This window comes from Amycolatopsis iheyensis, from assembly GCF_024703995.1.
GTDB classification, from domain to species: Bacteria; Actinomycetota; Actinomycetes; order Mycobacteriales; family Pseudonocardiaceae; genus Amycolatopsis; species Amycolatopsis iheyensis.
In genome coordinates, this window is the sequence record NZ_JAMXQV010000006.1 from 192170 (window position 1) to 205240 (window position 13071).

At 72.0% G+C, this 13071-nt stretch carries 15 protein-coding genes; 6 read left to right on the forward strand and 9 right to left on the reverse strand.

What is annotated here, in order from left to right:
• Positions 1 to 20 precede the first annotated feature (20 nt).
• Positions 21 to 419, forward strand: coding sequence for an STAS domain-containing protein (locus M8542_RS13345; protein ID WP_257920430.1), 399 nt, complete (start codon positions 21 to 23; stop codon positions 417 to 419).
• Here M8542_RS13345 and M8542_RS13350 read toward each other — a convergent pair.
• Positions 416 to 1513, reverse strand: a complete 1098-nt coding sequence (locus M8542_RS13350) for a carboxylate-amine ligase (RefSeq protein WP_257920431.1) — start codon at positions 1511 to 1513, stop codon at positions 416 to 418. The two genes, M8542_RS13345 and M8542_RS13350, sit on opposite strands and share 4 nt — an antisense overlap.
• Positions 1514 to 1542: 29 nt before the next feature.
• Here M8542_RS13350 and M8542_RS13355 point away from each other — a divergent pair, with 29 nt between their 5' ends.
• Both M8542_RS13355 and M8542_RS13360 read left to right on the forward strand, forming a co-directional pair.
• Positions 1543 to 1938 (forward strand): hemerythrin domain-containing protein, encoded by a 396-nt coding sequence (locus M8542_RS13355; RefSeq protein ID WP_372508522.1) that lies wholly within the window; start codon positions 1543 to 1545, stop codon positions 1936 to 1938.
• 114 nt (positions 1939 to 2052) lie between these two features.
• Positions 2053 to 3240, forward strand: a complete 1188-nt coding sequence (locus tag M8542_RS13360) for an amidohydrolase (RefSeq protein WP_257920432.1) — start codon at positions 2053 to 2055, stop codon at positions 3238 to 3240.
• Here M8542_RS13360 and M8542_RS50345 read toward each other — a convergent pair.
• From M8542_RS50345 to M8542_RS13395, 7 genes are all read right to left on the reverse strand, one after another.
• The gene (locus M8542_RS50345; protein WP_257920433.1) at positions 3191 to 3760 is read right to left on the reverse strand and encodes an alpha/beta hydrolase; all 570 of its coding nucleotides are present in this window, start codon (positions 3758 to 3760) and stop codon (positions 3191 to 3193) included. The genes M8542_RS13360 and M8542_RS50345 overlap by 50 nt on opposite strands.
• A 211-nt stretch (positions 3761 to 3971) precedes the next feature.
• Complete coding sequence (locus M8542_RS13370) at positions 3972 to 4868, reverse strand: TauD/TfdA dioxygenase family protein (RefSeq protein ID WP_257920434.1); 897 nt, start codon at positions 4866 to 4868, stop codon at positions 3972 to 3974.
• Positions 4865 to 6178 (reverse strand): LLM class flavin-dependent oxidoreductase, encoded by a 1314-nt coding sequence (locus tag M8542_RS13375; protein ID WP_257920435.1) that lies wholly within the window; start codon positions 6176 to 6178, stop codon positions 4865 to 4867. Before M8542_RS13375 ends, M8542_RS13370 begins: the two co-directional genes overlap by 4 nt.
• Positions 6175 to 7017 (reverse strand): ABC transporter permease, encoded by an 843-nt coding sequence (locus M8542_RS13380; RefSeq protein WP_257920436.1) that lies wholly within the window; start codon positions 7015 to 7017, stop codon positions 6175 to 6177. Before M8542_RS13380 ends, M8542_RS13375 begins: the two co-directional genes overlap by 4 nt.
• Positions 7014 to 7787, reverse strand: coding sequence for an ABC transporter ATP-binding protein (locus tag M8542_RS13385; protein ID WP_257920437.1), 774 nt, complete (start codon positions 7785 to 7787; stop codon positions 7014 to 7016). The genes M8542_RS13380 and M8542_RS13385 overlap by 4 nt, the downstream gene beginning before the upstream one ends.
• Positions 7784 to 8803 carry an ABC transporter substrate-binding protein gene (locus M8542_RS13390; RefSeq protein ID WP_257920438.1) on the reverse strand — a complete coding sequence of 340 codons (1020 nt, stop codon included), beginning with the start codon at positions 8801 to 8803 and terminating at the stop codon, positions 7784 to 7786. Before M8542_RS13390 ends, M8542_RS13385 begins: the two co-directional genes overlap by 4 nt.
• A gap of 65 nt (positions 8804 to 8868) precedes the next feature.
• On the reverse strand, positions 8869 to 10044 hold the full coding sequence (locus M8542_RS13395) for an ROK family protein (protein WP_308210261.1): 1176 nt from the start codon (positions 10042 to 10044) through the stop codon (positions 8869 to 8871).
• A gap of 90 nt (positions 10045 to 10134) precedes the next feature.
• Here M8542_RS13395 and M8542_RS13400 point away from each other — a divergent pair, with 90 nt between their 5' ends.
• The gene (locus M8542_RS13400) at positions 10135 to 10470 is read left to right on the forward strand and encodes an ArsR/SmtB family transcription factor (protein ID WP_257920440.1); all 336 of its coding nucleotides are present in this window, start codon (positions 10135 to 10137) and stop codon (positions 10468 to 10470) included.
• A gap of 1 nt (position 10471) precedes the next feature.
• Positions 10472 to 10951 (forward strand): SRPBCC family protein, encoded by a 480-nt coding sequence (locus M8542_RS13405; RefSeq protein ID WP_257920441.1) that lies wholly within the window; start codon positions 10472 to 10474, stop codon positions 10949 to 10951.
• Here M8542_RS13405 and M8542_RS13410 read toward each other — a convergent pair.
• Positions 10920 to 11888 (reverse strand): helix-turn-helix transcriptional regulator, encoded by a 969-nt coding sequence (locus M8542_RS13410; protein ID WP_257920442.1) that lies wholly within the window; start codon positions 11886 to 11888, stop codon positions 10920 to 10922. The genes M8542_RS13405 and M8542_RS13410 overlap by 32 nt on opposite strands.
• A 62-nt stretch (positions 11889 to 11950) precedes the next feature.
• Here M8542_RS13410 and M8542_RS13415 point away from each other — a divergent pair, with 62 nt between their 5' ends.
• Positions 11951 to 13063: an epoxide hydrolase family protein gene (locus M8542_RS13415; RefSeq protein WP_257920443.1), complete on the forward strand. Its 1113-nt coding sequence runs from the start codon at positions 11951 to 11953 to the stop codon at positions 13061 to 13063.
• Positions 13064 to 13071: the final 8 nt, after the last annotated feature.

Below are 13071 nucleotides of genomic sequence, written 5' to 3' on the forward strand. Positions count from 1 at the left end.
CCAGGGGTACTTCTCCCGTTATGACGACCCATCCTCGGCTGGGCGAAGTGGGGACAACGGCTTCGCCGGCCCGGCACCTGCCCTCGCCGCGCGCGCCCGCGGACCTGCACAGCGAGGTGCGCTGGCGCAGCTCCGAGGCGATCGTCGTCCGGGTGACCGGCGAAATCGACACCTGCACCGCGATGGGCCTGGAGCGCACGGTGCGGGAGCACCTGCGCGCGCGACCGGCGGCGCTGCGGGTGGACATGGGCGAGGTCTCCTTCTTCGGCGCGGCCGGCCTGCGCGCCCTGCACCGGGCCCGCCTGCTCGCCGACGACGCCGGGGTCCACCTGGTGGTCGACGCCGGCGGGTCGCTGGCCGTGCAGCGTGCGCTCGACCTGCTCGACCGCATCTGCGCGGCTTCCTCCTCCCGCGCCTAAGCGTCTCCGGCCAGCAGGTCGACGACGTCGGCCGCCCGCTTCTTCTTCTCGAAGGCCCGGCGCTGCCGATCGGCGCCACCGCCCTCGGCGGTCAGCCGGGCCAGTCCGTCACGCGCGAACTCGAGGTCGCCGGCCGCTTCCAGCGCGGGCGCGGTGAGGCTGACCAGCTCCCCGAGCACCGAAGCGGCCGGTCGCAGGTCCCCGGTCCGCGGGTCCGGGCAGCACCCCGTGGGACCCTCCCGCGACGCCCGCCACAACCAGCCACGCAGCACCTCGTTCGACAACTCGGGCGGCGGCCGGTCGTCGGCCAGCGCGGTCGCGACGAGCCCGCGCGCCAGCACCCCCAGCAGCACCGCCTCGGCCGGCGTCGCGGCGACGTCGGAGATGCGGAACTCGAGCGTCGGCTGCTTCTCCGCCAGCCGGACGTCCCAGTAGACCATCGCGCGGTCCAGGATCGCGCCGGCGCGCAGCCAGCCGTCCACGACGCTCTCGTACTCGTCCAGCGACGCGAACCGCGGCGGCGGACCGGCGGAGGGCCACCGGCTCCACTGGTGATAGCGCCAGCTCGCGTACCCGGTGTCGTAGCCGTCGACGATCGCCGAGTTCGCCGTGACGGCGAGCAGGGCCGGCAACCACGGGCGCACCCGGCCGAGGACCCGGATCCCGCTTTCCTTGTCGGGGATGGCGACGTGCACGTGGCAGCCGCAGGTGAGCGAGGTCCACGCGGTGGCGCCGAAGTGCTCGGCCATCCGCTGGTAGCGCGGGTTCGGCGTGATGCGCGGCGGGTCCACTTCGGACATCGGGGGCGCGCCGGCCGGCAGCAGCCGGTAGCCGCGGGCCCGGGCCGCCCGGGCGAGGTCCTCGCGCAGCCCGCCGAGCTGGCGCAGTGCCTCGGCGTGCGTGCGGCAGACGCCGGTCGCGGCTTCGGCCTGGGAAAGGTTCAGCTCGTGCTGCAGCTCGCCTTGGACGTCCTCGGCCGCTTCCGCGGCGTCGACGACGTCGTCACCGGCCTGCGACAGGTGCCCGCGGCGGTCGACGACGAAGAACTCCTCTTCGATCCCGAAGGTCAGCACGTCGCCGGTTTGCTCGTTCACCGGTGTTCTCCTGGTGGGTCGGGGAGCGTTTGGAATACCCGCCCGCCGGGGCGGGCAAACGGCGTTTTCCCCGTGGCCGGGCGGGTATCCGGCTGCTCAAGAACGACCACAAGACCGTGGAAAAGCTGTTCAAGGAGTTCGAAAAGGCGGGAGAGCGGGCTTACCGGCGGAAGCGCGAGCTGGCCGACTCGATGATCGAGGAGCTGACGGTCCACGCTTACATCGAGGAAGAGATCTTCTACCCGGTCGCGCGGGCGGCGGTGCCGGAGACGAAGGACCACGTGGAAGAGGAAGAGGACGAGTGGTTCCCGGAGGTCCGCTCGGCGATGGGCCGCAAGCGGCTGCAGGAACTGGGGCAGCGGATGCTCGACGCGCGGGGTGACGCGCCGAAGAACCCCCTGGAGCTCAAGAGCGCCACGGCCTAGGTTCGCGCCAAAGCGGCACTTTCACGTGAAAGTGCCGCTTTGGTCGCCCGGAAGCCGGTCGGGTGAAACACCTGCGGTGGTGTGGCCGCGGGTGGTAGGGGTATTCCGGTGGGCATGGAATGGCACGAGGAGCTGCACGAGCGGGCCGACGAGCGGATCGGGCAGCTGGCCGACCGGCTGTGGTCGGTGGCCACCGCGCTGCACGAGCGGCCGGAACTGTCCTATGCGGAGCACGCGGCCGCCGAGCGGCTCACCCGGGAGCTGGCCGAAGGCGGTTTCGAAGTCGAGGCCGGGGTCGCCGGGCTGCCCACCGCGTTCACCGCACGGGCCGGCGAGGGGCGCCCGTGCGTCGCGCTGCTGCTCGAATACGACGCGCTGCCCGGGCTGGGGCACGCCTGCGGGCACAACCTGATCGCCGCGACCGGGCTCGGCGCCGCCCTGGCGGCGAAGGATGTGCTGGAGGACAGCCCCGGGTCGCTGCTCGTGGTCGGCTGCCCGGCCGAGGAACGCGGTGGTGGCAAGCTGGCGCTGGCCGAAGCGGGTGTCTTCGCCGACGTCGACGCGGCCATGATGGTGCACCCCGGCGTCCATTCGTGGTCGTGGGCCCCGCTCACCGCGCAGGTCGAGCTGAAGGTGACCTTCCACGGCCGCGCGGCGCACCCGACCGGTGATCCCGAACGCGGCATCGACGCCCTCGCCGCGTTGATCCAGGTGTTCGGCGCGGTGTCGGCGTTGCGGCAGCGGCTCCCCGCGGGTTCGCACGTCCAGGGCATCATCACGCACGGCGGCGAAGCGACGAACATCGTCCCCGACCGGGCCGAGGGCCGCTTCGGGCTCCGCGCGCTGACCACGGACGCGGTGGACCGGCTGGCCGAGGACGTTGCGACGTGCGCGCAGGGCGCGGCGCTCGCGACCGGCACGAAGGTCGACGTCGAGCGCCTCGGGCGCGGGTTCGCGCACTTCCGCGACAACCCGGTGCTGTCCGAGCGGTTCACCGAGCACCTGGCGGCGTGCGGGATCCACGCGACGCCGCCGTCGCCCGGGGTGTACCTGGGCTCGTCCGACATCGGGGACCTCAGCCTCCGCGTCCCGGCGATCCACCCGTTCGTCGCGATCACGGCGGAGGAGTACGCGGTGCACACCGAGGAGTTCGCGGCGGCGTCGGCGAGTCCGCGCGGCCGGTCGGTGATGCTGGCCTCGGCGGCGGCCCTGGCCCGCACGGCGATCGACCTCCGTACCCACCCGGCGCTGGTCAGCCGGGCCTGGGACCACTTCCACGAGCTGGAGCGGAACGGGCGCTGACCGGCGGCCGGCGGAGGAGGCGCTCCAGGTGGTTCATCGCCTCCCGGCCTTCCGGGATGGCCTGCATGAGCCAGTCGTGGAACATCCCCGGGTACTCGCGGTAGTCCACCTCGATGCCCGCCGCCGAGGCGTGGTCCCGGAACCGGCGGCAGTCCGGCAGCAGGACGTCTCGCGTGCCGATGAACAGCGTGATCGGCGCCGGTCCGCTCAGGTCGGCGTGGATCGGGCTGACCAGCCGGTCGTGCGGGTCGGTGCGCTGGGCATCGCCGGCCCGCTTCGCGCAGGCCGGCGATGCCGAGCATCGGGTCGGTCTCGTCGTAGGCCGCCTGGACCATGGGGATCGTCGCGGGTACACCGGGAGCGTCACCGCGCAGCCGAGCCGCGCGACCAGGTCGGCGGCGTAGCGCCAATGGTGTTTCTCGACCTGCTCGACGTACCCGCCACCGTGCAGGTGAAGGACGTGCAGGCTGCTTCGAGCGTCTCCGCGCGGCCGGAACGTGTAGCAGGGAAAGCCACGCACGTCGTGCCGGTGCACCTCGCAGCGCCGCCGGATGCCGCGCGATCGACGGCTTCTGGTGCCGGGGCAGGCGGTGGTGCAACGCGGAGGCGTTGTCGTAGAACCGTTTCCGGCCCGACGCCCGCAGCAGTCCCATCTTGACCTTCGCCTGCGCACTGACCACGTGCCACTCCTTCCGTCCGCGCCCGGGTACCCGGACGCGGACGGCGCCTGACTAGGCGACGGACGTGTAGTGCGAAGCGTCCCCTTCCAGTGACTCACTGGCCCGCCCGTCGACGCCCACCGGGATGTCCCCGGCCACCGTGACGCGGTTGAGCCGCCGCGGCAGGCCGTCGTAGTTGTCGATCGCGTAGTGCTGCGTGATGCGGTTGTCGAACAGCACCAGCTGGTTCGGCTCCCACGGCAGGCGCACGACGTTCTCCGGCCGCGTGACGTAGGACTGCAGCAGCCGCAGCAGGTCCCGCGACTCGGTCACCGACAGCCCTTCGATCCGCTGCGCGAACCCGCCGATGTACAGCCCGCGCTCGCCGGTCACCGGGTGCACCCGCACCACCGGGTGCACGGTCCGGTACTTCCGCGAGACGAACTGGGCGCGGCGGGCCTGCTCCCGCTCGTTCACCGTCTCCGGCGGCTGGACGTAGTCGTAGTCGTTCGTGTGCACCGCCCGCAGCGTGTCGGCGAACGCCCGCAGCGGCTCCGGCAGGTCGCGGTAGGCCGCCGCGGAGTTCGCGATCAGCGTCTCGCCGCCGTAGGGCGGCACCACGAGGCTGCGCAGCGTGCTGGCCTGCGGCGGGTTGAGCACGAAGGTGACGTCGGTGTGCCAGTGGTTGGCCCGGCCCTGCTCGCTGTCGACGGGCAGGATCGTCGGCGCGCCCTCGACGGCGGGCACCGTCGGGTGGGCCTTCGTCAGCTCGCCGAAGCGGGCGGCGAAGCGCTGCTGGCCCTCGTCGTCGAGCTCGACGTTCCGGAACACGAGCGCCTTGTGCTCGTGCAGGGCGTCGGCCAGGAACGCCACCTGGGTGGCGTCGAGGTCGCCGGCGGGGTCGACGCCGACGATCTCGGCGCCGATCCTGCCGGTGATCTTGCGGACGTCGGTGCTGATCGTGGTCATGCGGGCTCCTTCACTCGGTTCCTGTCAGCGGGACGCGCGAGGCCGTAGTGCTCGCGCAAGGTGGTGCCGGAGTACTCGGTGCGGAACAGCCCGCGCCGCTGCAGCTCCGGGACGACGAGGTCGACGAAGTCGTCGAGCCCGCCGGGCAGGGTGGGCGGCATGACGTTGAAGCCGTCGGCGGCGCCGCCGGTGAACCACGCCTCCAGCTCGTCGGCGACCTGCACGGGTGTCCCGGCGAAGACGCGGTGCCCGCGCCCGCCCGCCAGCCGCTCCAGGAGCTGCCGGATGGTCAGGTCCTCACGCCGGGCCAGGCCGACGACCAGCTCGAACCGGCTCTGGCCGCCCTCGGTGAAGCTGCCGACGTCGGGCAGCGGGCCGTCGAGCGGGTGGCCGGTGACGTCGTGGTCGAGCATCTTCGACAGCTGCCGCAGCCCGTAGTCCGGCGTGATCAGCGCGTTCAGCTCGGCTTCGCGCGCCCGGGCTTCGGCTTCGGTGCGGCCGAGGATCGGCGAGATGCCCGGAAGGATCTTGAGCTCGTCCGGCGTCCGGCCGTACTTCGCGAGCCGGCCCTTGACGTCGTCGTAGAACGCCTTGCCTTCGGCGAACGTCTGCTGCGCGGTGAACACGGCTTCGGCGTGCCGGGCCGCGTACTCCTTGCCGGTCTCCGACGAGCCCGCCTGCACGAGCAGCGGGTGCCCCTGGGGTGGGCGTTCGATGTTGAGCGGCCCGCGGACCTGGAAGTGCGGGCCGTCGTGCTCGATCGCGTGGATGCGGTCGGTGTCGGCGTAGATCCCGCTCGCCCGGTCGACGAGCGCGGCGTCGTCGTCCCAGCTGTCCCACAGCTTCTTGACGACCTCGACGAACTCCTCGGCCCGGTCGTAGCGCGCCGCGTGCGCGGGACGCTTGGCCAGGTTGAAGTTGCGGGCCTCGTCGATGCCGGCCGACGTGACGATGTTCCAGCCCGCGCGGCCACCGGAGAGGTGGTCGAGCGAGGCGAACTTGCGCGCCAGGTGGTAGGGCTCGTTGTAGGTCGTCGACGCGGTCGCGATGAGTCCGATGTGGACCGTGCGCGCGGCGAGCGCCGACAGCAGCGTCAACGGCTCGAAGTGGCTGTGGGAGTTGTGCTTCACGTTGCCCCACAGCGCGACGCCGTCGGCGAGGAACAGCGAGTCGAGCTTGCCGCGTTCGGCGGTGCGCGCGATGTCGGCGTAGTGCTGGAGCGTGCGCGCCCGGTGCGGGTCGGTCGACGGGTGCCGCCAGGCGGCTTCGTGGTGGCCGTTCGGCATCACGAACGCGTTGAGGTGCATCATGGTTTCTCCTTGGGACGCCAGGTCGAAAACCGCCGCTCGAGGACGACGAAACCCTGGTTGACGAGCACCCCGAGCACCGAGACCGCGATGATCCCGGCGTACATCTGCTGGATCTGGAAGTTCACCTGGCTGGTGTTGATCAGGTAGCCGAGCCCGGCCTTCGCGCCGACCATCTCGGCCGCCACCAGCACCAGGATCGAGTAGGACGCCGCCATCCGGATCCCGGTGAACACCGTCGGCACCGCCGAGGGCAGGATCACCTTCCGGAACAGCCGCGGGCTCGACAGGCCGAGCGAGCGGGCGGCCTTCACGAGCAGCGGGTCGACGGTGTTGACGCCGGCGATCGTGTTGAGCAGCACCGGCCACACGCAGGCGTAGACCACGAGCGTCACCTTGGACAGCTCGCCGATGCCCAGCAACAGCGTGAACACCGGGAGTAGCGCCAGCGCGGCGGTGTTGCGGGCCAGCTCCAGCAGCGGCTGGAGGAACCGCGCGACCGGCCGGTACCAGCCGATCAGCAGCCCGAGCGGCACCGCCACCGCGACCGCGACGACGAACCCGGCGGCCGAACGGCCGACGCTGGCCAGGAGGTGGTCGGCGAGTTCGCCGTCGAGGGCGAGGTCCCAGAGCGCTTGCAGGTCTTCCGACAGCGGCGGCAGGAACGTCCGCGTGCTTTCGTCGAGGACGAACCGGGGGACCAGCTCCCAGAGCAGCACGAACAGCACGACCGCGGCCGACGCGTGCACCGCGCGGGTGAGCTTCTTCCGGAACCGCCGCGGTTTCGGCGGCGGTGCCGCGGGTCCGGTGTGGACGGCCGGGGCTTCGAGGGTGGTGGTCATCCGAGGACGCTCCGTTCGTGTTCGGCCGCCTTGCGGACCTCGTCGTGCAGCAGCTCCCAGAGCCGGTGCCGCTGCCGTCCGAACGCCGGGTCGGACCGGACGTCACCGGCGCGGTCGCCGAGTTCGACGTCGACGACGGCCTTGAGCCGCCCGGGGCGCGACGTCAGCACGGCCACCTGCTGTCCCAAGTAGACGGCTTCGTCGATGCCGTGGGTGATGAACACGATCGTCTTCCCGGTGCGGCGCCAGATCCGCAGCAGCTCGTCCTGCAGCTGCTCGCGGGTCTGCGCGTCGAGCGCGGCGAACGGCTCGTCCATCAGCAGCACGGCCGGGTCGTAGGCGAGGCTGCGGGCGATCGCGACCCGCTGCTTCATCCCGCCGGACAGTTCGTGCGGATAGCGGTCCTCGAAGCCGGAAAGCCCGACGAGGTCGAGGTATTCGCGCGCCCGCTCGGCGCGTTGCCGCTTGCCGAGCGGCCCGCCTTCCAGCCCGAATTCGACGTTGGCGCGGGCGGTCCGCCACGGGAAGAGCGCGTACTGCTGGAAGACGACCCCGCGGTCGAGGCCCGGGCCGCGCACCGGCTCGCCGTCGATCAGGACCTCGCCGGACGTCGGGGTGGTGAGCCCGCCGAGCAGGTCGAGCAGCGTCGACTTGCCCGAGCCGCTCGGCCCGACGAGCGAGAGGAACGTGCCGTCGGCGACGTCGAGGGAGACGTCGTCGAGGGCGGTCAGGGCGCCGAAGGTCTTCGTGACCGAGCGGATGCCGATCACTTGGTCACCGCCGGGGCGCCTTCGCGGTAGGGGTTGAACTCGTTGGTGTAGAGCTTCGAGGTGTCGATCTTGTCGCCCTTGATGTAGCCCTGCTGCTTCAGCCACGGCTCCCAGAGCGTGTAGTCCTGGTCGGCGATCAGGCCGCCGTGGGTGATGCCGACGCTCTTCCAGTACTTGAGCGTGCCGGTGTTCTCGTTGCGGCCGCGCGCCTGGATGATCTTCGTGAAGCGGGCGATGACCTCCTCGCGCGGCGTGGTGCGTTCCCACTCGATCGCCCTGGCCACCGCGGAGACGAAGATCTTCGTGGTCTCCGGGTACTTCTTGATGAAGTCGGTGCGCAGCACGTACGGGCCGCCGTTGTACGGGCCGAACGCCTGGACGTCGCTGAAGAGCGGGCGGACGCCGCCGGTCGCGAGCGCGTGGTCCTGCAGGATGCCCTGGAGGGCGACGACGTCGAGCTGGCCGTTGCGCAGCGCCTGTTCGGCGTTGACCGGCGGGATCACGACGAGCTGCACCTGCTTGATCTCGTCGTCGGAGAGCCCTTCTTTCTTCAGCCAGGTGTCGAGCGCGGCTTCGAGGTTGGCGCCCGCGGTGTTGACGCCGACCTTCTTGCCGATCAGGTCGCGGGCGGTCCGGATCGGACTGTCCTCTTTGGTGTAATAGCCGATGAAGGCCTTGTCGTCGGAGCCGTAGTAGTTGACGACGGCCTTGATCGGCGCCCCGGCCTCGGCGAGCTTGACGACCGCGCCGGTGAAGGCGCCGCCGAAGTCGGTCTGGTCGGTGGCCGCGGACTGGATGTCCTGCGGGCCGCTGATCGTGTTGCCGACCCACTTCAGCTTGACCGGGCCGAAGTAGCCCAGGTCCTCGGCGAGTTCCGGCAGGGTCACGGAGTTCGCGCTGCCCTGGTAGCGCAGCTCGAGCTTCTCCGGCTGCCCGGGGGTCCCGGTCGCCGTGGCCGACGCGCAGCCGGCCAGCAGCACGGCGGCGAAGGCGAGCAGGGGCAAGGTTTTCTTCACGGTGTGTCGTCCGTTCCGGGAGTCGGCGGGGATGCCGCAATTGTTGGCGGCGCCCGGCCGGACGGTCAATTTTGCGAGTTCGTGAAATAACTCGGGTCGTCGTAGAGGAGGTCGAGCAGGACCGCGCCGCCGGCGGTGGCCAGCTCCGTGCCCGGGAAGCTCGTTCCCACAACGGTTTCCGCGCTGTCAAGGCGACGGGAGCGGTCGCCGACCTCGTCCCGGATGGCGGGAAGGCAGCTCGGCACGACCGCGATGCTCCGGTCGACCACCACGAGCACGGCCGGGTTGAGCACGTCGAGCAGCAACGCGGCCGCCTGGCCGATGAGCCGCGCGCGGTCGTGGAACAACCGCACCGCCGAGGTTTCCCCGGCCGCCGCGAGCGCGAGCAGTTCCGGGAAAGGCATGCCCGCTTTGCGGGCGAGCGTCGCTTCCGAGACCGTGGCTTCGAGGCAGCCGGTGCGCCCGCAGCGGCACGGCTCGACGCTGTCGTCGACCGGCAGGTGCGCGACCGCGCCCGCGGCCGAGCGCGGCCCGTGGTGCACCGTGCCGCCGGTGGCGAACGCGGCGTCGACGACGTTGCCGGTGAACAGCTGCACAACGCTTTCGCGTGCCCGAGGGTGCCCGAAGAGCTGCTCGGCGTGCACCAGCGACCGCGCGTGCCCGTCGACCGCGACGGTGAGCCCGGTCGCCGCGGTGAGCAGGTCGCGCACCGGAACGTCGCGCCAGCCCAGCAGCGGGTGTTCGACGACGGTGCCGGACGCCCGGTCGACCCAGCCCCCGGTGGCGACGCCGAGGCCGAGCGGCTCGCGGTCGTGGCCGAGCAGCAGGTCGTCGAGGATCTCGGCGGCCCGGGCGAGCAGGTCTTCGGCGGCCAGCCCGTCGTGTGGTTCTTCCTGCTGGGCCAGGACGTTCCCGCGCAGGTCGAGCAGAGCGACGGTGGCGTGGTGCGCGGCGAGGTGCAGGGCGCCGGCGACGTGCCGCCCGGTGTCGAGGTCGATCGGCACGTGCGGCCGCCCGACTCCGCGCTTCGCGGTTTCCGGGAGCTCCCGCAGCAGTCCGCGGCGCAGGAGGTCGGCGGTGTGCCCGGTGACGGCCGCGGCGGAGAGCCCGGTCCGCCGGGCGATGGTGCTGCGGGCGATCGGCCCTTCGTCGAGGACGGCCCGCAGGACGGAGCTCGCGGCGGCGCTGCGCCGGGCGCCGCGTCCATCCGTCCTCTGTGGACCGTCGGCCACCGCCGTCATGGCCCGATGGTGGCAGACGCGGCGGCGGGTGCCCAGCGTGCCCAGGATGTGGGTCTTGACGCATACCCATATCGGCATATGATGGCGACCGTGGCACGAGCAGCGACGACGACCGACACCTTCAACGCCGTCGCCGAACCCCGGCGGCGGCAGATCCTCGACGCCCTGATGGGCGGCGAGCGATCGGTCGGCGACCTCGTCGACCTGCTCGGCCTCGCCCAGCCGCAGGTGTCCAAGCACCTGCGGGTCCTGCGGGAGGTGGGGGCGGTCGACGTGCGCGGCGACGGCCGCCAGCGGCTGTACCGGCTCAACGGCCCCGCGCTCAAGCCCATCCACGACTGGGTCAAGCGCTACGAGCGGACGTGGGCCGAGCGGTTCGACCTGATGGACGAAGTCCTCGAAGAGCTCAAGGAACAGGAGAAGTGACGTGGAGATCACCACCCCCGCCGACGACCAGATCCTCATCACGCGCGAATTCGACGCGCCCAAGCACCTCGTCTACCGCGTGTGGACCACGCCGGAGCTCGTGCGGCGCTGGTGGAGCGGCCACCGCGGGACCACCACCGAAGTCGAGCTGGACCTGCGGCCCGGCGGTCGCTGGCGGTACGTGATCAAGACGAACGACGGCGCCGAGGTCGGCTTCCACGGCGAGTACCGCGAAATCGTGCCGGAGGAGCGGATCGTCTACACCGAGGTGTTCGAGATGCCCGGCGTGGCCCTCGACTCCGTGGACGGCCCGCTGAACACCGCCACCTTCACCGCCCTGGACGGCGACCGGACGCGGCTCGAGCTGCTGACCGTGACCGGCAGCCGGGAGCTGCGCGACACGATCCTGCAGTCCGGCATGGAGGTCGGCGTGCGGGAGCAGATGGTGATCATCCAGGAGCTGGCGGACTCCCTGCGCTAGCCGCACGCAGGAACCGTTCGCCCGTCTTCGCCAGCTCGGCGGCCAGCTCCGGCGCGTCGAGCACCTCGAAGTCGACCTCGAGGAGCCCGAGGTACAGGCCGAGCATTTGAGCGTTGTCGGAGCCCACTTCCGCGACGCAGCGGTCCGGCCCCTCGGGCGTCACCTCGACCGCGATCGGCAGCCGAGCCCGGACGTGCTCCGCGGTGGCGTGCAGGCGCACCTTCGCGTGGAACCGCCAGGTCGCCGCGCCGGCACTGCGCTGGACGAACTGCGCGACGTCGCCCTCCGGCGGCTCGCGCGGGGTGAAGCGCGGCCCGTTCGGCACCTTCGGCGTCATGCGGTCGACGCGGAAGGTGCGCCAGTCGTCGCGGCCGGTGTCCCAGGCGACGAGGTACCAGCGCCGGCCCCAGCTGACCAGCCGGTGCGGCTCGACGTCGCGCCGGCTCGGCGTGTGCGTGTGGCTGGTGTAGCCGAACCGGAGCCGTTCGTTCGCGCGGATGGCCGCCGCGACCGCGGTCAGCACCTCGGCGTCGACCGCCGGACCGGCGCCGGGTATCGCGACCGTCGCGGCCTGCAGGGCGCGCACCCGGTGCCGCAGCCGCGACGGCAGCACCTGCTCCAGCTTGGCGAGCGCGCGCACCGACGTCTCGGCGATCCCGGAGACGCCGGTGGCAGTCCGCAGCCCGACCGCGACGGCCACCGCTTCGTCGTCGTCGAGCAGCAGGGGCGGCAGCTGCGCGCCCGCGCCGAGTCGGTAACCGCCCCGGACGCCGGGAGCGGCCTCGACGGGGTAGCCGAGCTCCCGCAGCTTGCCGACGTCGCTGCGGACGGTGCGCGCGGTGACGCCGAGCCGCTCGGCCAGGTCGGCACCGGTCCAGTCGCGGCGCGTCTCGAGCAGCGAGAGCAGCCGGAGCAGGCGGGCGGAGGTCTGCAGCACCGGCCGAGGATCGCATGAATCGCGGAAGGAAGTCTTCCGCAATGGCTCCTAACGTGCCGGGCATGACGAAACCCTTTCGCATCGAGATCCCGCAGGCCGACCTCGACGACCTGCACCGGCGCCTCACCGAGGCCCGCTTCGCCGACCCGGTGCCGGGCGACGAGCCGGACTGGTCGCGCGGCATCCCCACCGCGGTGGTGCGGGAGCTGGCCGAGTACTGGCGCGACGGCTTCGACTGGCGCGCGCAGGAGGCGGCGCTCAACGGGTTCCCGCAGTTCACGACGGAGATCGACGGCCAGACCATCCACTTCCTGCACGTCCGCTCGACGGACCCGGACGCGGTCCCGCTGCTGCTGACCCACGGCTATCCCGGGTCGGTCGCCGAGTTCCTCGACGTCATCGGCCCGCTCACGGACTCCTTCCACGTCGTCGTCCCCTCCCTGCCCGGGTTCGGGTTTTCGACCCCGCTGAGCGGACCGGGCTGGGAGCTGGCGCGCACGACCGACGCGTTCGCCGAGCTGATGACGAGGCTCGGCTACGACCGGTTCGGCGCGCAGGGCGGCGACATCGGCGCGGGCGTCACCGGACGGCTCGCGGCGGTGTACCCGGAGCGCGTGCTCGGCACGCACGTCAACAGCGACCGCGGCACGATCGCGCTGGCGGGGGAGCAGCTGCCGCTGCCGGCGGACCTCACCCCGGCGGAGCAGGCCGAACTGGACGCCGCCCGGGAGGCGTGGCAGGCGGGGCGCGGGTACCTCGACCTCCAGTCGCACCGGCCGGAGACGATCGCGGCCGCGCTCACCGACTCACCGGTCGGGCAGCTGGCGTGGATCGCGGAGAAGTTCGAGGCCTGGACGAACCCGGCCGGCGGCGTCGACCGCGACCGCCTGCTCACGAACGTGAGCCTGTACTGGTTCACCCGCAGCGGCGCGACGGCGGCGCGGTTCCTCTACGAGGCCGCGCATTCCGGACACGGCTGGCTGGCGCCGTCGGACGTCCCGGCGGGCTGGGCGGTGTTCGACTCCTCACCGGTGGTGCGGCGGATCATGGACCCGGAGGAGAAGATCGCGCACTGGTCGGAGTTCGCGGAAGGTGGCCACTTCGCGGCGATGGAGGAGCCCGAGCTGCTGGTGGCGGACATCCGCGCGTTCTTCCGCGGCCTGGCGCCGCGGTAGGCCAGAAT